The organism is Nocardia mikamii NBRC 108933 (assembly GCF_001613505.1).
GTDB classification, from domain to species: domain Bacteria; phylum Actinomycetota; class Actinomycetes; order Mycobacteriales; family Mycobacteriaceae; genus Nocardia; species Nocardia mikamii.
This window is the reverse complement of the sequence record NZ_BDCM01000009.1, coordinates 304,216-327,043: the sequence shown is the minus strand read 5'-3', so window position 1 is coordinate 327,043 and position 22,828 is coordinate 304,216. Positions and strand designations below refer to the sequence as shown.

The following is a 22,828-nucleotide window of genomic DNA, read 5'->3' as shown; positions in this document are numbered from 1 at the left end:
CTTTCTCACACCCCGTCGATTCCGGGCCGCCCATCCGCATTCGCCGGTCGGTTGCACATCCGGACACCGCGTGCTGTCGATCTTGTCCTTGACGGGTGATCAGCGCTGAACCGCTGAGGTTTGCGGTCAGATAGCCATCTAATTGCTTCATCTGCCTGTGGCGTTCGTGGCCGAAGATCACGACATCGTTACCAGTCCGGCCGCAACGGGGCTCCGAATCATAGGGCGTGGATCACGTCCTCCCGCTGGCGCGCGCTTTTCCGCCCGCGGACGGGGACCGGGGAGTTGCGTATACAGCGGCAGAACGGAGTGATTGATGAGTTCATTGGCCACCGATCGTGTCGACCAATGTGCTTCCGGCGAATTCTCAGCACAACCCTTCGCTCTGTCACCGGCGCAAACCGCCCTGTGGTACGCGCAGCGGATTCGACCCGATGTGCCACTGACCATCGCGCAGTACGTGGAAATTCACGGTGATCTCGATGTCGGCCGGCTGCTCTACTCCATCGAGCGGTTCGGCACGGAATCCCAGGTGGGGCAGCTTCGCGTCGTGGAGATCGACGGCGTGCCACAGCAAGTCGTGGATTCGGCGCATCGGCCCGGTTGGGCGCGGATCGATCTACGCGACGAGCCCGATCCGCGCGCGGCGGCGATGCGCTGGATGAACGAGCACTCCAGCAGCCCGATCGATGTCGAACACGAACCGCTGACCATCAACGTCATTCTGCGCGTCGGCGACCAGGACTACATCTGGTACTGCCGCGCCCACCACATCGTCATCGACGGCTACGGCGCCATGAACGCGCTCACTCGTACCGCCGAGATCTACACCGCGCTGGAGAATCACACCGAGCCCTCGGTCTCGCGGGCCGCGGCGCTGGCGGAGATCTACGCCGGGGAGTCGCAGTACCGGGAGTCGAGCCGCTACCGTGCCGACCGGGAATACTGGCGCGAACAACTCGCGGGGGTGGGTGCGCCGCTGACACTGTCGTCGTCGGGGATCGCCTCGTCCACGCCGGATCCCGGCCGGCGTATCGCTGCGGCCGTCCTCGACGCCGAGACCGAGGCCGAACTCGACACCGCCGCAGCCACATTCGAGACGCAGAATTCCGCACTGGTGGTCGCGGCGCTGGCCGGGTACGTGCGCGCGGCGACCGGCACCTCCGATGTGGTGCTGAGCCTGCCCATGTCCGCGCGGACCACGGTCGCGCTGCGCCGCTCCGCGGGCGTGGTGTCGAACGTGGTGCCCATCCGGGTGCGATTCGACGCCGGCACCACGGTGGCCGATGTGGTCAAGGCGACCGAATTGCAGATCACCGGCGCGTTGCGGCATCAGCGGTACCGCCACGACGACATCAGACGTGATTGCGGCTATTCCCGCGATGCGCGCGGCTTCTTCGGGCCGATGGTCAACATCATGCTGTTCCACAGCGAACTGAACTTCGGCAGCCTGGTCGGCTCGCTGAACGTGCTGTCCACCGGCCCCGTGGAGGATCTGTCGATCAATCTCTACAACGGCGAGGGCGGGCGCATCCACGTCGATTTCGAGGCCAATCCCCAGCTCTACGACGCGGCCGAGCTGGCTCGCCACCACGAGCGGTTCCTCGGCTATCTGAATCGCTTCCTGACCGCCGACCCGGCCGATTCGGTCGCGGCGGTGCCGGTGATCACCGACGCCGAACGCGACGAGGTGCTGCGGCAGTGGAACGCGACCGCGGCGCCGCAGCAGCCGGGTACGCTCGCCGATCTGTTCGGGGCGCAGGCGCGGGCCACGCCGGACGCGATCGCGCTCGAATTCGACGGCGACACATTGACTTACGAACAGTTACGGCAGCGCGCGGACCGGCTGGCCCGCGTGCTGATCGCGCGCGGCGCCGGGCCCGATACGGTCGTGGGCCTGGCCATGCGACGCAGCCTGGACCTGGTGATCGGGATGTACGCGATCGTGCGTGCGGGGGCGGCCTATCTGCCGATCGATCCGGATCATCCGGCCGAACGCACCGCGCACATCCTCGAGCAGGCCGCGCCGCTGTGCGTCCTGACCGCGGCCCGGGACGAAGTCGGGCTCCCCGGAGACGTCGCCGTGATCGACGTACAACAGCGCGAGACGGCCGATTCCGGTGCGCTACCACCGATCACCGACGCCGACCGGCGCGCGCCGCTGCGCGGCGACCACCTGGCCTACGTGATCTTCACCTCCGGTTCGACCGGTAAACCCAAGGGCGTCGGCATCACCCACGCCGCCATCGTGAACCGCCTTGCGTGGATGCAGCATCGGTACCCACTCGACGACAGCGACGCCGTGCTGCAGAAGACGCCGGCGACCTTCGACGTGTCGGTGTGGGAGTTCTTCTGGCCGTTGCAGATCGGGGCGCGGCTGGTGATCGCCGCGCCCGACGGCCACCGCGACCCGGCGTATCTGGCGCGGATCATCGCCGAAAAGGGCATCACCACAGCACATTTCGTGCCGTCGATGCTGTCGGTGTTCGTCACCGACACCGATGTGCGCGGCTGCGACGGACTGCGCCAGGTGTTCTGCAGCGGTGAGGCGCTGCCCGCGGCGACCGTTCGCGATTTCCACGCCGCCATTCCCGGCGCGCGGCGGGCCGGAGCCCCGGCATCGGCCGGCGACGCGCGGCTGCACAACCTGTACGGGCCCACCGAGGCGGCCGTCGACGTCACCTATTGGGCGTGCGCGCCGGAGAACGACGTCGTCCCGATCGGCGCGCCGGTCTGGAACACTCAGGTCTACGTCCTCGACGAGACGTTGCGCCCGGTCCCGCCCGGTGTGACCGGCGAACTGTATCTGGCGGGCGTGCAGCTGGCCCGCGGCTATCTGGGTCGCCCCGGCCTGACCGCCGACCGCTTCGTCGCCAATCCGTTCACACCCGGCACCCGCATGTACCGCACCGGCGACCTGGTGCGCTGGCGGATGGATCCGATCCCGCCCGCGACCGGCGCCGACCGGCTCCCCGCGGTCCTGGAATATCTGGGGCGCAGTGACTTTCAGGTCAAGATCCGCGGCCAGCGAATCGAACTCGGCGAGGTCGAGGCGGCGCTGCTGGACGACGAGCGGATCGCCCGCGCGGTCTGTGTCGCCCACACCACCGCGGCCGGAGACGAGCTGGTCGGTTATGTGGTGGCCGCGCCGGGACAGACCGTCGACAGCGCCGCGCTGATCGCCGACCTGCGCGGCGTGCTGCCCGGCTACATGGTGCCCACCGTCATCGTCGTGCTCGACGAATTGCCGTTGAGTGCCAACGGAAAGATCGACCGCAAGGCGCTGCCCGCCCCGGAGGCGCCCGCGCGCCGCGCCGACGCCGTCGTCGAGCCGCGCACGGCCACCGAACGCCAGCTGGCCGCCCTCGTCACCGAGGTTCTCGGCTGCGAAAACCTCGGCGTCGAGGACAACTTCTTCGACCTCGGTGGTAACTCACTGTCGGCTGCTCGCGCGGTGGCCCGGATCAACGCCGCGTTCGGCTCCGGGCTGACCATCCGGGACCTGTTCGAATCGCCGACGGTAGCCCAGCTCGCCGAGCAGATCGGCGCCCACGGCGTCGACCGGTCCTCCCCGAAACTGGTGGCCGGTCCACGGCCGCAACGCATTCCGCTCTCGCTCGCGCAGCAGCGGCTGTGGATTCTCAACCGTTTCGCCGAACACGCCGGCGCCTACAACATGCCGCTCGCGGTCGAGCTGAGCGGACCGCTCGAGGTCGAGATGCTGCGCGCCGCGCTGCTCGACGTGCTCGAGCGGCACGAGAGCCTGCGCACCACCTTCCCCGATTCGCCGACCGGCCCGACCCAGGTGATCCACCCGGCCGCCGAGATCCCGCTGAACCTCGAGCCGATCGACGTCACCGGTGCCGACGCGCTGGCGCTGGCCACCGAATACGCCGGATACGGCTTCGATCTGCGCAGTCAGGCGCCGATCCGGGTGGCGCTGTACGCCACCGGACCCGACGAACACGTCTTCCTGGTCGTTCTGCACCACATCTGCGGCGACGGCTGGTCGGTGGCGCCGCTGGCTCGCGACCTGATGGGGGCGGTCGCCGCGCGCACCACCGGACAGGCCCCGCAGTGGGCGCCGCTGCCGGTGCAGTACGCCGACTTCGCGCTGTGGCAGCGCGAACTGCTGGGCGACGAAACCGACCCCACCAGTGCGCTGGCGCGGCAGCTGGCCTACTGGCGCACCGCCCTGGCCGACCTGCCGGACCAGCTGGACCTGCCGCTGGATCGACCACGCCCGCGGCAGCGCGACACCACCGGTGGCCGAGTCGAATTCACGATTCCGGCCGAAACCCGGCGCGCGATCGCCGAGGTGGCCGCCGAACGCGGCGTCAGCACGTTCATGATCATGCACGCCGCCCTGGCGAGCCTGCTCTCGCGTCTGTGCAACACCACCGATATCGCCATCGGCACCCCGATCGCCGGGCGCTCCGATCCGGCGCTCGACGATCTGGTCGGCATGTTCGTCAACACCCTGGTGCTGCGCACCGAGGTCGACCCGGCCACCGGATTCGACCGCATGCTCGACCGCGTCCGCGAAACCGACCTCGATGCCTTCGCCAATGCCGATGTGCCGTTCGAGCGGCTGGTCGAGGTCGTCAACCCGTCCCGCGACGCCGGCCGCCACCCCCTGTTCCAGGTGATGCTGTCCTACGAGAACTCGCCCGAACTGCGGGTCGATCTGCCCGGTCTCAGCGCCCGGGTGCTGCCGATGGACGTCGGGGTCGCGAAATTCGATCTGCAACTGATCGTCCACGACAGCGATGCCGCCGACGCCGAGGACGGCCCGTTGACCGCCGAATTCGGTTACGCCGCCGATGTTTTCGACCATGCCACGGTGCAGTCCGTGGCCCGGCGTTTCGTGCGGCTTCTCGACGCCGCGGTCGTCGCGCCGGAGACCGCGGTCGGTGATCTGCCGATCCTCGACGCCCGCGAAATCGGCAATCTGGTGCCGATCGCCGGTGCGCCGGGCGTGCCGCCGCTGAGCCTGGCGCGGCTGCTGCACGAGACCGCGGAGCGGGTCCCGGACCTGGTCGCGGTCCGATACCGGGGCCGCGACACCACCTATCGCGAGATCGACGAAGCCTCCAACCGGCTGGCCCGGGTGCTGATCGAACACGGCGCCGGACCCGAGGTGGTGGTCGCGATCGCACTGCCGCGCAGTCTGGCCTCGATCACCGCGATCTGGGCGGTCGCCAAGACCGGCGCGGCCTACGTGCCGGTCGACCCCGGCTATCCCGCCGAACGTATCGAGCACATGCTCAGCGATTCCGGCGCGATGCTCGGCCTGACCGACGCCAGCAGCCACGCCGCCATGCCGGAACGGCCGATGCACCGCGGCCGGCACCGCAAACAGGGCGCCGACTGGCTGCTGCTGGATTCGCCCGTCCTCACCCACGCCCTGGCGCGGGTCTCGTCCGCACCGGTCACCGACCGGGATCGCCTACTGCCGCTGCGTATTTCGCATCCGGCATATCTGATCTACACCTCCGGTTCGACCGGCAAGCCCAAGGCGGTGGTGGTCACCCACGGCGGTATCGCCTCGCTGGCGCACGAGCAGATGCATCTGTTCAAAGTCAACGATATGGCGCGCACGCTGCATTTCTCCTCGCCCTCGTTCGACGCCTCGGTGCTCGAATTGCTGCTGGGCTTCGCCGCGGGCGCCACCATCGTGGTCGCACCGGCCGGACTCTACGGCGGCGCCGAACTCGCGCGGCTGCTGCGCGACGAGCGGATCACGCACGCGTTCATCACCCCGGCCGCGCTGGCGACCGTATCGCCGGACGGCCTCGACGATCTCGAGGCCGTCATCGTCGGCGGTGACGCGTGCCCCGAGGATCTGGTCCGCACCTGGACCGCCGGACATCGCATGCACAACATGTACGGGCCGTCCGAGGCGACCGTCGCCGCCACCGCCAGCGATCCGATGGTCGCGGGCCGCCCCGTCCCGATCGGCAAGCCGGTGCGCGGGATGCGGCTGTTCATCCTGGACCACCGGCTGCATCCGGTGCCGCCCGGCGTCGCAGGGGAGTTGTACATCTCCGGCCCCGGACTGGCCCGCGGCTACCTCGGCCGCCACGGTCTGACCTCGACCCGGTTCCCCGCGAACCCGCACGGACGCCGCGGCGAACGCATGTACCGCACCGGCGATCTCGTGATGACCGACGGGAACGGTGTGCTGCGCTTCCTGGGCCGCGCCGACGATCAGGTGAAGATTCGCGGTTTCCGCATCGAACTGCGCGAAATCGACCATGTGCTGCGCGCGCATCCGGGTGTGCGGTTCGCGATGACCGTCGTGCACACCGGTGAGCACGGCGCCGCCCGGCTGGCCTCCTACCTGGCCGCCGACACCGGCGCCGACATCGACCCGGCCGAGGTGCGCGAGACCGCCCGCCGGCACCTGCCCGCCTATATGGTGCCCGCCGCGATCACAGTGCTGGACCGGGTACCGGTGACCCCGGCCGGCAAGGTCGACCGCAAGGCGCTGCCCGCGCCGGTCTTCACCTCCGCCGGGCCGACCCGGGCACCGGAATCGGAGCTGGAACAGCGGGTCGCGCAGGTCTTCGCGACGGTGCTCGGCCACGCCGTACCGGGCGCCGAGGACAGCTTCTTCGACGCCGGCGGCAACTCGCTGCTCGCGACTCGGCTCACCGCGGCGCTGCACGCCGAATTCGGTGTCGAACTGCCGGTCCGGGCCGTCTTCGAATCGCCCACCGTGGCCGGGGTCGCCGCCCATCTGGAACACGCGCCGCGCACGAACCGGGTGGCGCTGACACGATACGATCCGCGCCCCGCCCGGATTCCGCTGTCGCTGCCGCAGCAGCGCATGTGGTTCCTGAACCGCTACGCACCCGAATCCAGCGCCTACAACATCGCTTTCGCGTTGCGCATCGACGGCGATCCGGATCTGCCCGCGCTGCGCGCCGCGGTGGCCGATCTGGTCGATCGGCACGAGGTGCTGCGCACGATCTTCCCCGAGGATCAGGCCGGTCCGTATCAGCTGGTTCTCGACTCCGATCGTTGTCTGCCGGTGCTCGAACCCGTGGTGACCGACGAACGCGGCGCGCAGCTGGCGCTGCGCGGCCTGGCCCAGCGCGGATTCGACCTCACCCGGGAGATCCCGCTGCGAATGACGGTGCTGCGCACCGGAATCCGCACCTACCAGCTGGGGATCGTGGTCCATCACATCGCCGCGGACGGCTGGTCGCTGGGACCGCTCACCACCGATCTGATGGTCGCCTACACCGCGCGCCGCGATGGCGCCGCCCCGGCGTGGGCGCCGCTGCCGGTGCAATACGCCGATTTCAGTCTGTGGCAACGCGAATGCCTCGGCGACGAGTCCGATCCGGCCAGCGCCGCGGCGGTGCAGCTGGGGTTCTGGCGCGACACCCTCGCCGGGCTGCCGGAGGAGCTGCCGCTGCCCTACGACCGGCCGCGTCCGGCCGAGCCGACCAACCGCGCGGGCACCGTCCGGATCCGGATGCCGCAAGACCTGCGGGAGCGGCTCGACGATCTGGCCCGCGCGCAGGGTGTGAGCATGTTCATGGTGCTGCGATCGGCGCTGGCGGTGGTGCTGCGCATCGTCACCGGCGGGCGCGACGTCGTCATCGGCACGCCGGTGGCCGGGCGGGCCGATACCCGCCTCGACGATCTGGTCGGCATGTTCGTCAACACCCTGATGCTGCGCTCGGACGTCGATCCCGACCAGGCCTTCGCCGATCAGTTGCGCGCCGACCGTGACGGCGAACTCTCCGCCATGTCGCATGCGGAACTGCCGTTCGAGCGCGTCGTCGAGGAACTCGGCCGCGGCAACGGCGGACTGCGTCCGCTGCTGCAGGTCGCGCTCACCGTGCAGGACACCACGCCGCCGGCCCTCGAACTGCCCGGGCTGCGGTTGCGTGCCGAGGAACTCGACATCGCGGTGGCCAAGTTCGATCTGGAACTGCGGGTGCCCGCCGATACCGGTGACCTCGAAATGGTCTACGCCGCAGAGCTTTTCGACGAGGACACGGTATGCACGCTGGCCGAGCGCCTGCTGCTGGTGCTGAATTCGGTGAGCGCCGACGCCCACGTCCGGGTTCGCGACATCGATGCGCGCACCGACATCGAACGCACACACTTCACCCCGCGCCGCGGCCCGGCCGCCACCCCGCAGTGCAGTCTGGCGAACTACTTCACCGCCACCGCGCACCTGCATCCGCACCGCACCGCGATCCGCAGCGGCGAGGACGAGCTCAGCTACGCCGAGCTGGAGAGCTGCTCGAATCGGATCGCCCGCGCCCTGATCGCCCGCGGCGTCGGCAGCGGCGACCGGGTGGCCGTCGGGCTGACCCGGTCGATCGAATCGGTGGCCGCCGCCCTGGCCGTCACCAAATCCGGTGCGGCGTTCGTCCCCGTCGACCCGAACTATCCGGCCGACCGCGTCCGGCACATGCTCACCGACTCCGGATGTGCGCTCGGCATTTCCGTGACCGCGCATCAGGACCGGCTGCGCCGCGCCACCGAGGGCAACGGCTCGGCGCCGGGCACCGAGTGGCTGTTGCTCGACGACGCGGCGCTGCGCGCCGAGCTGGACGCGCAGGACGAGCGCACGATCACCGACGCCGAACGGCTGCGCACGGTGTGGACGACCGACCTGGCCTATCTGATCTACACCTCCGGTTCGACCGGAAAGCCCAAGGGCGTGGCCGTCACGCACGCCGGACTGTCCAATTTCGCCGACGAGATCCGCGACCGGATGCGCGTCGACAGCGACGCCCGCACCCTGCATTTCGCGAGCCCGAGTTTCGACGCGGCCGTGCTGGATCTGCTGCTGGCGATCGGCGCGGGCGCGACCATGGTGATCTGCCCGCCCGACATCTACGGCGGCGACGAGCTGGCCGCCCTCATGGATCGCGAATGCATCAGCCACACCTTCATGACCCCGGCCGCGCTGGCCACCATCGACCATCGGCGCTGGCCGCTGCCGCACCTGCGCGCGATCATGGTCGGCGGCGAGGCGCTCGGCACCGATCTGATCGAACGGTGGGCGCCGGGCCGGATGCTGTTCAACGGGTACGGCCCCACCGAGACGACCATCGTGGTCACGATCTCCGACCCGATCGCGGTCGGTGACCAGGTGACCATCGGCTCGCTGGTGCGCGGGGTGCACGCGGTGGTGCTCGACGAGCGGCTGCGGCCTGTTCCGGTCGGCGTGCCGGGCGAGTTGTATCTCGGCGGCCAGTCCGTCGCGCGCGGCTACTTCGACCGACCCGATCTCAGCGCGGCGCGGTTCGTCGCCGACCCGTACGGGCCCGACGGCGCGCGCATGTACCGCACCGGCGATGTCGTGCGCTGGCGCGCCGACGGCGAGATCGTCTACCTCGGCCGCAGCGACCACCAGGTGAAGCTGCGCGGTTTCCGCATCGAACTCGGTGAGATCACCGAGGTGCTGGCCGCGCACCCGGCGCTGCGGTTCGCCCACACCGAGGTGCGCGACATCGCCGGCACACCGCGGATCGTGTCCTATGTCCAGCCCGCCGAGCCCGGCGCCGACATCGACGTCGAGGCGCTGCGGACCCATGTGGCCGCGCACCTGCCGGCGCATATGGTGCCCAGCAGCGTCACCGTGCTGGACCGGATTCCGCTGACCCCGGTCGGCAAGCTCGACCGCGACGCGCTGCCGCAACCGCAGCAGATCACCACCGCGGCGCGGGAACCGGGCACCGACACCGAACGCCTGGTCGCGCAGGTGATGGCCGAGCTGATCGGCGCCGAATCCGTCGGCGCCGACGACAATTTCTTCGAGATCGGCGGAAACTCGCTGCTGGCAACACAATTGGTGGCCCGGCTGAGCGACGCCACCGGTGTGCGGGTGCAGGTGCGTTCGGTCTTCGGCGCCCCGACCGTGGCCGAACTCGCCGCCCTGCTCGACGGCGGCGCGGACGCCGGCGACCACGGCCCCGCCCTGACCCGGCGCGAGCGCCCGGCCCGGGTGCCGCTCTCCGCGGCGCAGCGGCGGCTGTGGTTCCTCAACCGTTTCAACGCCTCCTCGGCCGAGGACCTGTCCGGCGTCTACAACGTGCCGGTCGCCCTGCGGATGCGCGGCACGCTGGACGTGGCGGCGCTGCGCGCGGCGCTGCACGCGGTGCAGCGACGGCACGAAACGCTGCGCACGGTCTTCCCGGAAGTCGAAGGCGAGCCGTACCAGCGGGTGCTCGCACCCGGCGAGGCCGCGGTGGCGCTTCCGGTCGTCGACGTCGACGAGGGCGAAATCACCGGCACCGTACGGACTTTCGCCGCCGCCGGCTTCGACCTCGCGTCGACCGCACCGCTGCGCGCGCAGCTGCTGCGGATCGCCGCCGACGATCACGTCCTGGTCCTGGTCGTCCACCACATCGCCATGGACGGCTGGTCGCTGGAACCGCTGGCCGCCGATATCGCGGGCGCCTACCGGTCGTATGCGGCCGGGTCGGCGCCGGAATGGGACGAGCTGCCCGTCCAGTACGCCGATTACACGCTGTGGCTGCGGGACACGCTGGGCGCGGAGGACGATCCGGAATCACCGATCAGCCGCCAGCTCGACTATTGGCGCGCGGCGCTGGACGGCCTTCCCGAACTGTTGCCGCTGCCCACCGACCGGCGCCGGCCGTCGACGCCGAGTTATCGCGGCGGCACGGTGGACTGCGTCCTCGACGCCGACACCCATCGCGAACTGCAGGTCGTCGCCGCCCGCCACGGCGTCACCATGTTCATGGTCCTGCACGCCGCGCTGGCCTCGCTGCTGCACCGGATCAGCACCGAACACGACATCACCGTCGGCACGCCGATCGCCGGACGCGGACAGCAGGCCCTCGATCCGATGGTCGGCATGTTCGTCGGCACCCTGGTTCTGCGCACGCCGGTGAGCGGCGCGCAGACCTTCGCCGATCTGCTGCGCGCCGTGCGCGACACCGACCTCGAGGCCTTCGCGCATGCGGACGTGCCGTTCGAGCGGCTGGTCGAGGTGCTCAATCCGGCGCGCTCGCAGGCCCATCACCCGATGTTCCAGGTCATGCTCTCGGTGCGGAATCAGCCGGTGCGCAGCCTGGAACTGCCGGAGCTGACGATCGAGGCGTGCGACGCCGATCCGGGGATCGCGAAATTCGATCTGCAGTTCACCCTCACCGAATCGTGGACCGAAGGGCGGGATCCGGCCGGGATCACGGTCTCGGTGAATTTCGCCCGCGACCTGTTCGACGACACGACTGCTGCCCGCCTCGGCGAGCGTTTCGCCCGTTTGCTGCGGGCCGCGGCCACGAATCCGGAACTGCCGGTGGGTGATCTGGAACTGCTCGACCCCACCGAATGGTCGACGCTGGCGCCGGTGCGGGGTGCGCTCGCCGGGCGGCCGGCGACGTTGCCCGACGTCTTCGCCGCCGCGGTGGCCGTCGATCCGCGGGCGATCGCCCTGCGCACCGAAGACGCCGAAATCAGCTACGGTGCGCTCGACCGGTGGACCAACCGGCTGGCCCGGGTGCTGATCTCACTCGGTGTCGGACCGGAAATGCTGGTGGCCCTGGGTATTCCGCGGTCGATGGAATCGGTGGCGGTGACCCTGGCGGTGGCCAAGGCCGGTGCGGCGTTCGTACCGGTCGACCCGAACTACCCCGAACACCGCATCGCCCACATGCTCACCGATTCCGGTGCCACCCTGGGCATTACGCTCGCCGCTCACCGCGATCGGATGCCCGCGGGCGCCGAATGGGCCGTCCTGGACACACCGGCCCTGCAGGAGCACGTGGAGCGCGCCTCCGATGCGCCGATCGGGCCACACGAGCGGCGGGGCAGGCTGCGCATCGAGAACCCGGCCTACATCATCTACACCTCCGGCTCGACCGGCACGCCGAAGGGTGTGGTGGTCACCCACGGCGGCCTGTCGAACTTCGCCGCCGAAACCGCCGAACGGTTCGACGTGCGACCCGACAGCCGGGTGCTGCACTTCGCCACCCCGAGCTTCGACGCGGCGATGCTGGATCTGCTGTTCGCGCTGGGCGGGGCGGCGACGCTGGTCATCGCTCCGACCGGGGTGTACGGCGGTCCGGATCTGGCGCGGTTGCTGGCCGAGGAGGACATCACCCACGCGTTCATCACCACCGCCGCGCTCGGCACGGTGGATCCGACCGGCCTCGACTCGTTCCGGCACGTGCTCGTCGGCGGCGAGGCGCTGCCGCCGGAGCTGGTGGCGCGGTGGGCGCCCGGCCGCAACCTGCACAACGTGTACGGGCCGACCGAGACGACCATCGTCACCCTGATGGCCCCGCCGATCACACCGGGTGCGCCGATCACCATCGGCGAACCGATCCGCGGTGTGCACGCGGTGGTCCTGGATTCGCGGCTGCATCCGACCCCGGCCGGCGTCGTCGGCGAGCTGTACCTGTCGGGTCCGGCGCTGGCGCGTGGCTACCACAACCGCACCGGGCTCAGCGCCCAGCGGTTCGTGGCCAACCCGTTCGGCAAACCGGGCGAACGCATGTACCGCACCGGCGATCTGGTGCGCTGGGTGCAGCGCGGCGGCCGTGCCGAAGTCGAGTACGTGGGCCGCACCGACCATCAGGTCAAGATTCGCGGTTTCCGGATCGAACTCGGAGAGATCGACGCCGCGCTGCACCGCCACGACCAGGTCGAATGGGCCACCACGATCGGACACCGGACCGCCGCGGGCGCCACCGCGCTGGTGTCGTACGTGAAGCCGCGTCCCGGCACGAATCCGACGGCGGCGCAGTTGCGCACCCATGTGGCCGGCCTGGTGCCGAGTTATATGGTGCCGCAATCGATCATGCTGCTCGAGTCGGTGCCGCTCAGTCCGGTCGGCAAGCTGGACCGCAAGGCGCTGCCCGAACCGGTTTTCGCCACCGAGCACGGCTACCGCGCGCCGGCGGGTCCGATGGAAACGGCGGTCTGCGCCGCCTTCGCCGAGGTGCTGGGGGCCGAGAAGATCGGCGCCGACGACGGGTTCTTCGATCTGGGCGGCAATTCGCTGCTGGCGACGAAGGTGGTGGCGCAGTTGCGGTCGGCGGGGATCGAGATGCCGGTGCAGCTGATGTTCGCCGAATCCACCCCGGCCGGCATCGCCCGGCAGCTGGCGGCCTCCGGCGAGGATGTGCTGGCGGTCGCGATGCGGCCGCTGCTGCCGATCCGGCCCGTGAGCGAGTCCACGCTGGAGCCGCTGTTCTGCGTGCATCCGGCGATCGGGCTGTCGTGGTGCTACGCGGGCCTGCTGGCACATCTGCCTGCTGACCGACCGGTCTACGGGCTGCAGGCCCCTCACATCACCGGTGAGCAGGAGCACGAGTCCATCCGGGCGGCGGCGAAAGACTATGTCGCGCATATGCGTTCGGTGCAACCGGCGGGGCCGTACCATCTGCTGGGCTGGTCGCTGGGTGGTCTGATCGCGCACGAGATCGCGGTCCAGCTGCAGGAGGCGGGGCAGCAGGTGGCGCTGCTGGCGATGATGGACAGCTACCAGCTCGGCGATCGCTGGCTCGATCAGGCGATGCCGGGCGTGGCCGACATCATCGGCGAATTCGGCAGCGATCTGCTCGGCGGCGACCACGGCGTGGATCCGGGCCTGACCCTGGACGAGGCGGCCGAGCTACTGCGCAACCAGCCCGGGCCGTTCGCGGCGCTGACCATGGATCATCTGCAGCGGCTCTACACCGGATACGCCAACGGCACGGTGCAGGCGAACGGATTCCGGCCGCGGGTCTTCGACGGTGATCTGCTGTTCTTCACCGCCGCCGACGACGAAATCAACCTCGCCGACCCGCAGCGCTGCGCCGCGGCGTGGGAACCGTTCGTGACGGGTGTGATCGAGGACCGCACACTGCGCTGCCGGCATTCCGGTATGACGACGCCGGAAGCGCTGGCCGTCATCGGCCCGGTGCTGCGGCAACAACTCGAGGCCGCCGCCGGCGGCGACACGGAGGAGACGCTGTGAGTTTGGCAGTGGAAGTCACCGATCTGGTCAAGACCTACGGTAAGGCCCGGGTACTCGACGGCATCGATCTGGAGATCCCGTCGGGGACTGTGATGGGGCTGCTGGGCCCCAATGGCGCCGGTAAGACCACGACGGTCCGGATCGTCACCACCCTGTTGAAACCGACCTCCGGCAATGTCCGGGTCGCCGGGGTCGACGTGGTGCATCATCCGGCGCGGGTGCGTACCCGGATCGGGCTGTCGGGGCAGTACGCCGCGGTCGATGAGAATCTGTCCGGATTCGAGAACCTGCGGATGGTGGCCCGGCTGTACGGGATGGACCACAAGAAGTCCGCCGAGCGCGCGACCGAACTGCTCTCCGCGCTGGGACTGGAACATGCGGCCGGCCGGCGCGCGGGCACCTACTCCGGCGGTATGGCCCGCCGCCTGGACCTCGCGGGTGCGCTGGTGGCCCGGCCGACGGTGGTGGTGCTCGACGAGCCGACCACCGGTCTGGACCCGCGCGGGCGGCTCGATATGTGGAAGGTGATCAGCGATCTGGTCGACGACGGCACCACCGTGCTGCTGACCACCCAGTATCTGGAGGAGGCCGATCAGCTGGCCGACCGGATCACGGTGATCGACAAGGGCAAGGTGATCGCGCGCGGCTCCGCCGACGAACTGAAGACCTCGATCGGTGGCGACCGGCTCACCGTCACCCTCGCCGAGGGGCAGGACCCGGGGCCGGCGAAGTCCGTGCTGAGCGAGGTCGGTCTCGGTGAGCCGATCCACGAGCCGGGTGCCGATCACGTCTCGATCGTGGTGGCCGACGGCACCCGGACCATGGTCGAGGCGTTGCGCCGGCTCGACGACGCGGGGGTGTGCGTGGTGGACGCGGAGGTGACCCGGCCGAGTCTCGACGATGTCTTCCTGTCGCTGACCGGCACGCCCGCGGAGCCGATCGAGGAATCCGAAACCGAAGACGTAGCAGAGGAGATCATGTCGTGAGTACCGTCGAAACGGCGGTCGCCGAATCGGAGACGGCGGCAGAGTCCACGCAGGCAGACGCGGTGACGCGGCCCGACATCGACAGCGATGTCCACGCGATCTCCGCGCCGGTCCGCGTCTTCCGCGACAGCGCGATCATCGCCTACCGCAATCTGCTCACCATCCTGCGGGTGCCGACGCTGCTGGTCACCGCGACGGTCCAGCCGCTGATGTTCGTCTTCCTGTTCGCCTACATCTTCGGCGCGTCGCTGGGCGGCGGCCAGTATCGCGAATTCCTGCTGGCCGGCATCTTCACCCAGACGGTCGCCTTCAACGCCGCGTTCACCACCGTGGGCCTGGCCAACGACCTGCAGAAGGGCATCATCGACCGGATGCGCACGCTCCCGATGTCGCGCATGGCGGTGCTGATGGGCCGTACCCTGTCCGACACCATGGTCAACGTGGTGGCGCTGGCGGTGATGGTGGCCTGCGGTTATCTGGTGGGGTGGCGGATCAACGGCTCCCCGGCGGATGCGGCGCTCGGATTCGCGATCATTCTGCTGTTCGCGTTCGCGATGTCGTGGGTGGGTGCGCTGACCGGGTTGATCGCTCCGAACGTGGAGGTCGCCCAGAGCGCCGGACTGATCTGGCTGTTCCCGGTCACGTTCATCTCCTCGGCCTTCATCTCGGCCGAGACGCTGCCGGGCCCGCTGCGGTCGATCGCGGAGTGGAATCCGATCACCGCGGTGTCGGCGTCCGGGCGGAAGCTGTTCGCCAACAGCTCACCGCCCACGTTCGCCGCCCCGCACGGCTGGCCCGTCGACCACTGCGTGGAATACGCGGTGGCGTGTTCGGTGGCGATCCTGATGGTCGCGGTGCCGCTGGCGTTGCTGCAATACCGTAAGGTCGCCAGCCACTGATCCGCGCGGCGGCCGCGAAGACAGCGATGCCCGCTCCGGAGACGCGAACGTCCCCTCGCACCTGAGTGCGAGGGGACGTTCGCGTCGGTTCGATTACCGGCCGCGCCGGGTCTTGAGCAGGTCGAGGCGCTCCTGCAGCAGTTCCTCGAGCTCCTCCTTGGAGCGGCGTTCCAGCAGCATGTCCCAGTGGGTGCGCGGGGGCTTGACCTTCTTGGGTTCCTGGGTGGTGCCCTCGATCAGGATGCCCTCCTGACCGTTACGGCACAGCCAGGTCGGCGGGATTTCGGCGTCGTCGGCGAACGGGACGTCGAACTCCTCACCGTTGTCGGTCCGGTACCGCGCCACTCGACGTGGTGCCAGGTCGTGGTCGCGGTCCGTCTCGTAGCTCACCGCTCCGAGCCGGCTACCTCGGAGTACGCGATCTGCCATGGTGTGCGGTCCTCTCTGGCCTGTCGGCAACGTTCTACTGGACTATCAACGCGCCGGCGGCTTGATCAGTTCCCGCGACGGTCAACCGGTGTATTTTACGGCCTCGGCCGGGCCTCGCCGCTCCCGGCCCGGCCGCTAGCGGCGATTCGCCGATTCCGGCGTTGCCCGGGCGGGAGTGCCGGGCGGACCGCTAAGGTGTCGGGTCATGTCGCGCCGTGTGCTGTCGTCGTGCCTGTGGTGCGGCCGGGAAATCGCCGATGCCGAGATCGGCCGTCGCCGCCGGTACTGCCGGCAATCCTGCCGCCAGCGCGCCTACGAGCATCGCAAGGGCTTGGAAGGGACCGGCATACCGGAGGATTCGGTGGTGCTGAGCGCTCAGGAGGCCGCCGATCTCGCCGACCGCTGGTTCGCCGCCCGGTGCGCGGCCGAGGATGTCGCGACCGCCGTCGCCGAGGGCGCCGATCCCTCGGAGCTGGCCGCATTGACCGCCAATCTGGTCGCACTCGCCAAGGACGCCGAACGGCTGCGCTGATCGGGCCGCAGGCGGCTGTGCTGATCGGGCCGCAGGCGGCTGTGCTGACCGTGTCGCACGACGGCCGCGGACGCGCCGAGGGTCATCACGCCGAGCGCGAGGAACGCGAGCACGCCGGCGCGATCGGGGTGGGTCAACGGCACCGCCCGCAGCGCCTGCCACAACAGCACCGCCACCAGCCCGGCGTAACCGAGGCTCAGCACACCGATCAACCGGGCGCGCACCCGCTCGTCCAGCCAGGGCCGCCGGCGTGCGAGCCAGGCCGTGATCGCGACCGCCGCGAGCAGGAACTGGATGCCGTGCAGTCCCGCGAAATGCGGAATCCGCAGATCGCCGCCGATCGTGCTCCAATGCGTGATCGGCATATCGCCGACGCCGTCGCGCACCGGCAGGGCGGTGTCGGTCACCGTATGTCCGGCCGCCAGCCGCACCGGCCGGCCCTGCGCGTCACGCACGGTCTGCTCGCCGGTGAAGCCCATCAGATATCCGAGCGCCATCCCGGCGACCGCGATGGCGAGCCCGGCGTGCACCGCCCGGCTCGTCGGGCGGTCGAGGACGCGCTGCCGGCACAGGATCACCGCGACGACGAGATTCGCGAGGAACAATCCCGGCACGCCGGAGGCGAACACCATCTGGCCGATCGAATTGACCGCATCGGTTTCGGTATCGAAGTGGCTGAAGGTGCCGCGAGCCGCCTGCACCACGATGAAACCCACGTCCACGACGCCGGTGACGGCGAAAACGGTTCCCGCCCACCAGGTCACGCGCGCACCGCGATGCGGCACCGACAGCAGCCACGCCAGGGTCAGCGTGTACAGGCAGAAGGCGATTCCGAACTTGCCGGGTTTGAGCCACACGGACTCGCCGAGAATGCGGCGATCGTCGAACGGCATGGCGCACAGGCAGCACAGCGCGAGTGCCGCCATCGCCGCCGAGGTGCACAACAGCGGCCGATGCCATCGGCGGGCGGGGGAGGTGATCGTGGTCATGACGTGAAGTTAGGGGCGGCGATGCCCGTCGGGCGTCCCTCGGGCGTACTGTTCGGCTCTCATACTCCGGTACTGGTCGGCCGGTGGCGGAAGGCGAGCTCTGTCACGGGATTTGCCTGCCGACGGTCTGTCGCCGGCGGTACCGGCGCGTCGCGGATTGCAATTGCGAGTCGGACCGGAAGCGGTATGGCCACGGGATGGCTGCCGGGAGATAACAGGCGTATCCACGGCTGCCGAAACCCGGGCCCGGCCGTCGTGAATCCTGTTCGCGGCCTCGGCATTTCGTGGCACGGTCGGCGGCGCCGGCGGTGTCACGCCTCGAGATGTAACCGAAATATGCTCGCTACCAGGCAATTCGGGCGTTGTCCGGCGGCGCGGCTTGTCGGACCATCCGAGTAACTTGGCGGTTATCAGCCCCATCGAAAATCTCCGGGGCTTCGTATCAAGGGGGCGGAGGGCCATGTCGAACATCGACGAGCGTATCCGGATGGCTGTGGAATGGCTGCGCGGCAGCCAGTTGCCGCATCTCGACGGGGGTGCGGGGTGGGGCTGGATTCCCGACGTCCCGCCCAATCCGCAGAACACCGCCGAGGTGGTCTGCATCCTGCATCGGGCCGGGTGTGAAATCCCGCGTGCCGCAAAAGTTGCCATGTTGGTGCGGGCAACGGTCGTGCAACGGCCGATCGGCGACGAATGGTACTTCCGCACCCCGATCGACGTCGCGTGGCGGATCCGTGCCCTGCGTTGTCTCGGAATCGCCGAGGCCGACCCCGATCTGGCCGGCGCCGTGCGAAATCTGCTGGACCAGCAGGATTCCGAAACCGGCGGCTGGCGCATGTCGGGTTTCCTCGGCCCGGTGTCGATCACCGCGACGGCTGCCGCGGTCGAGGCGCTGATCGGTGGCGGGGCCTTCGACGGCGAACGCCACCAAGCCATCTCGCGTGGCATCGCCTATCTGGTGTCGTCGACGTATCAGGAGCCGCGGACGTTGCCGATGTACGCGGCGGCCCACATCGCCGGCGTGCTCGCCCGGCCGGAGATCGTCCGGATCGGGGACAAACGCGCGGAACGCGCATGCGAGCTGGCAGTCAAACGACTGCTGACCGGACTGCGCCGGGGCGAGTGGGATATCGAGACCGAGATCTTCCGCCGTGACGATCTCGTCGACACCTGGCGCCACCTCACCCTGCACCTGGCCGTCGGGGCCGTGATCGCGGCCGACAGCCGCACCATCTTCGATCCGGCTGTGCGGGCCGCGATCGTCGCGCTGCTGGATATGCAGGAGATGGACGCACTGGCCATCTACCGGGGCGGCTTCCGCATCTCGGACGAGGGGCCGGTCACCTCGTACGCCACTACGCAGGCGCTGGAGGCACTGCTGCAGGTGCGGCCGGCGATCAACGAGCGGGTGAATCCGGCGAAGGTGTACGACGAGATCTGCCGGGTCGACGGCGCCCATCGCACCGATCCACAGGCGATCGCCACACTGGGCGGCCATCGCATGCTGATGAATTCGACTGCCGGACAGGCGTTGCTGGTGCTGGCGGCCTCCGCCGGTGCGACGGTGTTCGCGTTGGCGGTGAGTTTCGACACCGTCTTCGGCACGGTCGGCAGCCGCGCGCTGGTGGTGTGGGGAACGGTCCTGGTCGCGGTGGGCACGTATTGCGGTCTGGCGACACGCTTTCCGCGACTACCCAAGCGGCGGGTGGCGAGCGCGGTATTCGCCGCGTTCACCGCGCTGGTCATGCCGGTGGTCACGTATCTGCTCGCCTGAGCCGATGAGCGGTCCGCTCCTGCGGATGGTCGCGGTGACCTGCCTGTGGGGTACCTCCAGTGCGTTGCTGGCGACGCTGGCCGCTCCCACCACCGCGGGCCTGGTGGCCCTCGGCGGAGCGGTGCCGCTGCTGGTGTCGGCGCGGCTGCGCGGACAGCGCCCGTGGACGACGCTGACCGCCCAGCCGGCGTTGTACTTCCGGCTGGGCGGGCTGGAGGCCGCGAATCTGGCCCTGTACGTGGCGGCGCTGCGGATCGGCCCGCTGCCGGTGGTGGTCGCCCTGCACCTGACCGCGCCGATGCTGATCATCGCCGCCGCACTGGTCCGCGGCCGGCGCGCGCCGACGTTGCCGGTCCTGGTCGAACTGGTGCTGGTCACGGCCGCGATCGGGCTGGTCGCCTGGCAGCACCCGGGCGGCGACGCGCAGCTCGCGGCCGTGACCGGATGCGTCCTGGCGCTGGGCAGTGCGGGCTGTGTCGCGATGCTGGTCACTGTGATCGCCCGGCATTCCGGTCCGGACCACACGATCACCTCGGCAGCGTTGCAGTTGCTGTTCGGCGGTATCGCGAGCAGTCCGCTGCTGCTGCTGGATCCACCGTCCGGGCGGGTGGCGGTGGAGTTGGCGGCGGTGGGTGCCATCCTGCTCGGACCCGGATTCGCGCTCTACTGGCAGGCCCTGCGGCGATTGAGCGCGGCCGCGGCCAGCGTCATCGGGCTGAACGAGGCCGTGGTGGCCACTCTGGTGGGAGCGGTGGCCACCCGGAGCCTGCCCACCGCGGCGACCGCCGCCGCGGGGCTGCTCATTCTGATCGCTGCCGGGCTAGAGCAGCGTTCGGCGCCGCGACATCGCGTGCCGCCCTGACGAATTCGGTACAGGTCACGGGGTCCTTGTCACCCCGGCCGTCGTCGACGCCGGAATTGACATCGACCCACGACGGCCGGACCGCGTCGATGGCCGCGGGGAGGTTGTGCGGGTTGAGTCCGCCGGCGAGCATGACCGGAAAGGCCGGGTCGTCGAACAGTTCGACGATGCGCGCGCTGATCGACCAGTCGTGGGTGCGCCCGGTTCCGCCGAGCCGGTCGGTGGATCGCGAATCCAGCACGAGCCCATCGCACTCCGGCGCCGCCCGCTCGGCGGCGCCGATGGCCTCCGGCCCGGTGACGTGGACCGCGCGGATCACCCGCCGGCCGCCCGCGCCGCGCCGGACCGCGCGCGCGGTGTCGTGTGAGATCAGGCCGTGCAATTGAATGCAGTCGACGCCGATCCGATCGGCGAGGCGCAGGACCTCGCCCGCGTCGGTGAGGTGGGTGACCAGTACGCGCTCCATCGAGGAGGGCACCAGCCGGGACAGTCGGTGGGCGGATTCCGGGTCGAGTTCGTCTTCGCTGAAATGCGTCGTGCCCGAAATGAATCCGGCCGCGTCCGCATCGGCTGCGACGACGGCCCGGAGATCGGACTCGCTACGGATACCGCAGATTTTCGTTCGGACGGTGATCATCGGCACACGATACTGCCCGAATGTGTCCAGTCCGGTCGTTCGTGTCGATTACCACGCTGTCCGAGCCGGCGGCGAGGAACTCAGCCGACGCGGCGATACGCGGTGCCGCGCCGGTCGGCCTCGGCCCAGCGGCGCCGATCCAGTTGCGTGTCGACGGCCTCCACCACATCCGGAACGGTGATCTGCAACAGCCCCGGATCGGGGGCGTCGCCGTCGCGATCACCGGTGCGGCCCGCCCACAGCGCGATGTGGCGGCCGGACAGATGCGGCGGCGGTCCGCTGCGTCCGGGCGCGGTGGGGCCGAACAGCGCCACGGTGCGGGTGCCGAATGCCGTCGCCAGATGTGCGACACCGGTATCGCCGCACACCACCAACGCTGCCTCGGCGACGGTGGCCGACAGTTCGATGAGATTCTGCTGTCCCGCCAGCACGTGGTCGTGCGAGAGGCCGGCGCGTGCGGCGATGCCGAGGGCGAGGTCGCGTTCGAATTCGTCGCCGGTCACCACGACCTCGCGGCCCTGCACCAGCAGATGCCGGATCACCGCGGCGAATCGTTCACCGGGCCAGCGGCGGGCGGGCGCCCCGGCGCCCACGTGCACGACCACACAGTCGCGGTGGTTGGTGGTGGCCACCGGCGGCACCAGGCCCAGATTGCGGCGGTCGGCGCTGATGCCGGCCGATTCCAGCAGATGACACCAGCGGTCGATGTCGTGCATATCCGCTTGCCATTCGGGGCCGTCGAGGTCGGGGAAGGCGGCATTGCGGTAACTGAGCAACCGGGCGGGTTCGGTCCGGGCCAATTCGACGATGCCCTCGGCGCCGCAGCCCTGCAGGTTCACCGCCAGCGCGGGCGGGTCGCCGTCCCAGCGCATGGTGTGCGGGTCGGCGGCCGCGACCATCTCGTCCACCGAGGTGATGAGGTCGACGATGGGTTTGAGCCGGTGCGGTGCGGCCAGCACGATGTGATCGCGCGGCCTCGCCCGGCGCAGCGCACGTAGAGCCGGGACCGCGGTGAGGAGATCACCCAGTCCACGTGCGCGCAGCACGAGTACAACCGCCACCCTCTTCTCCTAGCCATCACCAAGCGACCCAGCAGTCCCGACCCACTCGATTCCGCACCGTTGCCGCGGCACGACCGAAGAGAGCCACCTGAGGATGACTACCCGACCAGATCCGGCGTGAAACGCGCGTATTTCCGCACGGGCCGCGCCGGAATCGGGCGGCATTCCCGTGATGGGCGCGGCGGCCTGCCGAGGGTTCGGATAACCCGCAGGAAACCCGCACCGTGGGTGGGCGGCGTCGCGAGAACGCATGGGGCGGTGCGGATATCCGGGTGTCGCCGCCGGGGCAGTTCTACTACGCAGTGTCGTTGAATCGGCGTCGATCCTCTACGCTGTGAGCCATGACAGTGGTCTACAACCTGGTGGTCATCGCCCATCTGCTCGGTCTCGCCGCGGTGATCGGCGGATACGCCGCCGGCCGCCCGGCGGTGTCGCAGGTGATGCTCTGGGGTGCGCGAGCGCAGATCATCACGGGCCTGATCCTGGTCGGCATGGCCGACGGCATCGATTCCCTCGACAAGAATCTCGACATGGCCAAGATCGTGGTGAAACTGGTCATCGCGGTCGCGGTGGCAGGTCTGGCCGAGATCGCGCACGCGGATGCCAAGCGTGGCAAGACGATTGCCTGGATGGCCGACGCCGCCGGACTGCTGGCCATCGCCAACGTGTTCGTGGCCGTGCTGTGGCACTGAGCCG

The 22,828-nt window shown here is 69.7% G+C and carries 10 protein-coding genes; 7 read left to right on the top strand and 3 right to left on the bottom strand.

Going from position 1 to position 22,828, the window contains the following annotated elements:
• Positions 1-316: 316 nt before the first annotated feature.
• From NMI01S_RS12955 to NMI01S_RS12945, 3 genes are all read left to right on the top strand, one after another.
• Complete coding sequence (locus tag NMI01S_RS12955) at positions 317-13,963, top strand: non-ribosomal peptide synthetase (RefSeq protein ID WP_084512899.1); 13,647 nt, start codon at positions 317-319, stop codon at positions 13,961-13,963.
• Positions 13,960-14,949, top strand: coding sequence for an ATP-binding cassette domain-containing protein (locus tag NMI01S_RS12950; protein WP_062996892.1), 990 nt, complete (start codon positions 13,960-13,962; stop codon positions 14,947-14,949). Before NMI01S_RS12955 ends, NMI01S_RS12950 begins: the two co-directional genes overlap by 4 nt.
• Before the next feature lie 98 nt (positions 14,950-15,047).
• Positions 15,048-15,848 carry an ABC transporter permease gene (locus tag NMI01S_RS12945; RefSeq protein ID WP_062997055.1) on the top strand — a complete coding sequence of 267 codons (801 nt, stop codon included), beginning with the start codon at positions 15,048-15,050 and terminating at the stop codon, positions 15,846-15,848.
• Between the two features lie 93 nt (positions 15,849-15,941).
• Here NMI01S_RS12945 and NMI01S_RS12940 read toward each other — a convergent pair whose 3' ends face one another.
• Positions 15,942-16,277, bottom strand: coding sequence for an RNA polymerase-binding protein RbpA (locus tag NMI01S_RS12940; RefSeq protein WP_062996890.1), 336 nt, complete (start codon positions 16,275-16,277; stop codon positions 15,942-15,944).
• 205 nt (positions 16,278-16,482) lie between these two features.
• Here NMI01S_RS12940 and NMI01S_RS35865 point away from each other — a divergent pair, with 205 nt between their 5' ends.
• From NMI01S_RS35865 to NMI01S_RS12925, 3 genes are all read left to right on the top strand, one after another.
• On the top strand, positions 16,483-16,809 hold the full coding sequence (locus NMI01S_RS35865; protein ID WP_084512898.1) for a hypothetical protein: 327 nt from the start codon (positions 16,483-16,485) through the stop codon (positions 16,807-16,809).
• Positions 16,810-18,285: 1,476 nt separating this feature from the next.
• Entirely contained in the window at positions 18,286-19,572 is a 1,287-nt protein-coding gene (locus NMI01S_RS12930; RefSeq protein WP_157126152.1) for a prenyltransferase/squalene oxidase repeat-containing protein, read from the top strand.
• Between the two features lie 4 nt (positions 19,573-19,576).
• Positions 19,577-20,434 (top strand): EamA family transporter, encoded by an 858-nt coding sequence (locus tag NMI01S_RS12925; RefSeq protein WP_062996886.1) that lies wholly within the window; start codon positions 19,577-19,579, stop codon positions 20,432-20,434.
• Here the strand turns inward: NMI01S_RS12925 and NMI01S_RS12920 are convergent.
• A complete protein-coding gene (locus NMI01S_RS12920; RefSeq protein ID WP_062996884.1) occupies positions 20,373-21,071 on the bottom strand; it encodes a phosphoribosylanthranilate isomerase in 699 nt (232 codons plus the stop codon). The genes NMI01S_RS12925 and NMI01S_RS12920 overlap by 62 nt on opposite strands.
• Before the next feature lie 80 nt (positions 21,072-21,151).
• The gene (locus tag NMI01S_RS12915; protein WP_062996882.1) at positions 21,152-22,132 is read right to left on the bottom strand and encodes a glycosyltransferase family 9 protein; all 981 of its coding nucleotides are present in this window, start codon (positions 22,130-22,132) and stop codon (positions 21,152-21,154) included.
• Positions 22,133-22,473: 341 nt separating this feature from the next.
• Here NMI01S_RS12915 and NMI01S_RS12910 point away from each other — a divergent pair, with 341 nt between their 5' ends.
• Positions 22,474-22,824 (top strand): hypothetical protein, encoded by a 351-nt coding sequence (locus NMI01S_RS12910; RefSeq protein WP_062996880.1) that lies wholly within the window; start codon positions 22,474-22,476, stop codon positions 22,822-22,824.
• Positions 22,825-22,828 lie beyond the last annotated feature (4 nt).

Excerpts from the sequence above, each read along its gene's own strand:
- NMI01S_RS12955 (WP_084512899.1), top strand. The coding sequence starts at position 317 with ATGAGTTCATTGGCCACCGATCGTGTCGACCAATGTGCTTCCGGCGAA.
- NMI01S_RS12940 (WP_062996890.1), bottom strand. The coding sequence starts at position 16,277 with ATGGCAGATCGCGTACTCCGAGGTAGCCGGCTCGGAGCGGTGAGCTAC.
- NMI01S_RS35865 (WP_084512898.1), top strand. The coding sequence starts at position 16,483 with ATGTCGCGCCGTGTGCTGTCGTCGTGCCTGTGGTGCGGCCGGGAAATC.
- NMI01S_RS12930 (WP_157126152.1), top strand. The coding sequence starts at position 18,286 with ATGGCTGTGGAATGGCTGCGCGGCAGCCAGTTGCCGCATCTCGACGGG.
- NMI01S_RS12925 (WP_062996886.1), top strand. The coding sequence starts at position 19,577 with ATGAGCGGTCCGCTCCTGCGGATGGTCGCGGTGACCTGCCTGTGGGGT.
- NMI01S_RS12920 (WP_062996884.1), bottom strand. The coding sequence starts at position 21,071 with ATGATCACCGTCCGAACGAAAATCTGCGGTATCCGTAGCGAGTCCGAT.
- NMI01S_RS12910 (WP_062996880.1), top strand. The coding sequence starts at position 22,474 with ATGACAGTGGTCTACAACCTGGTGGTCATCGCCCATCTGCTCGGTCTC.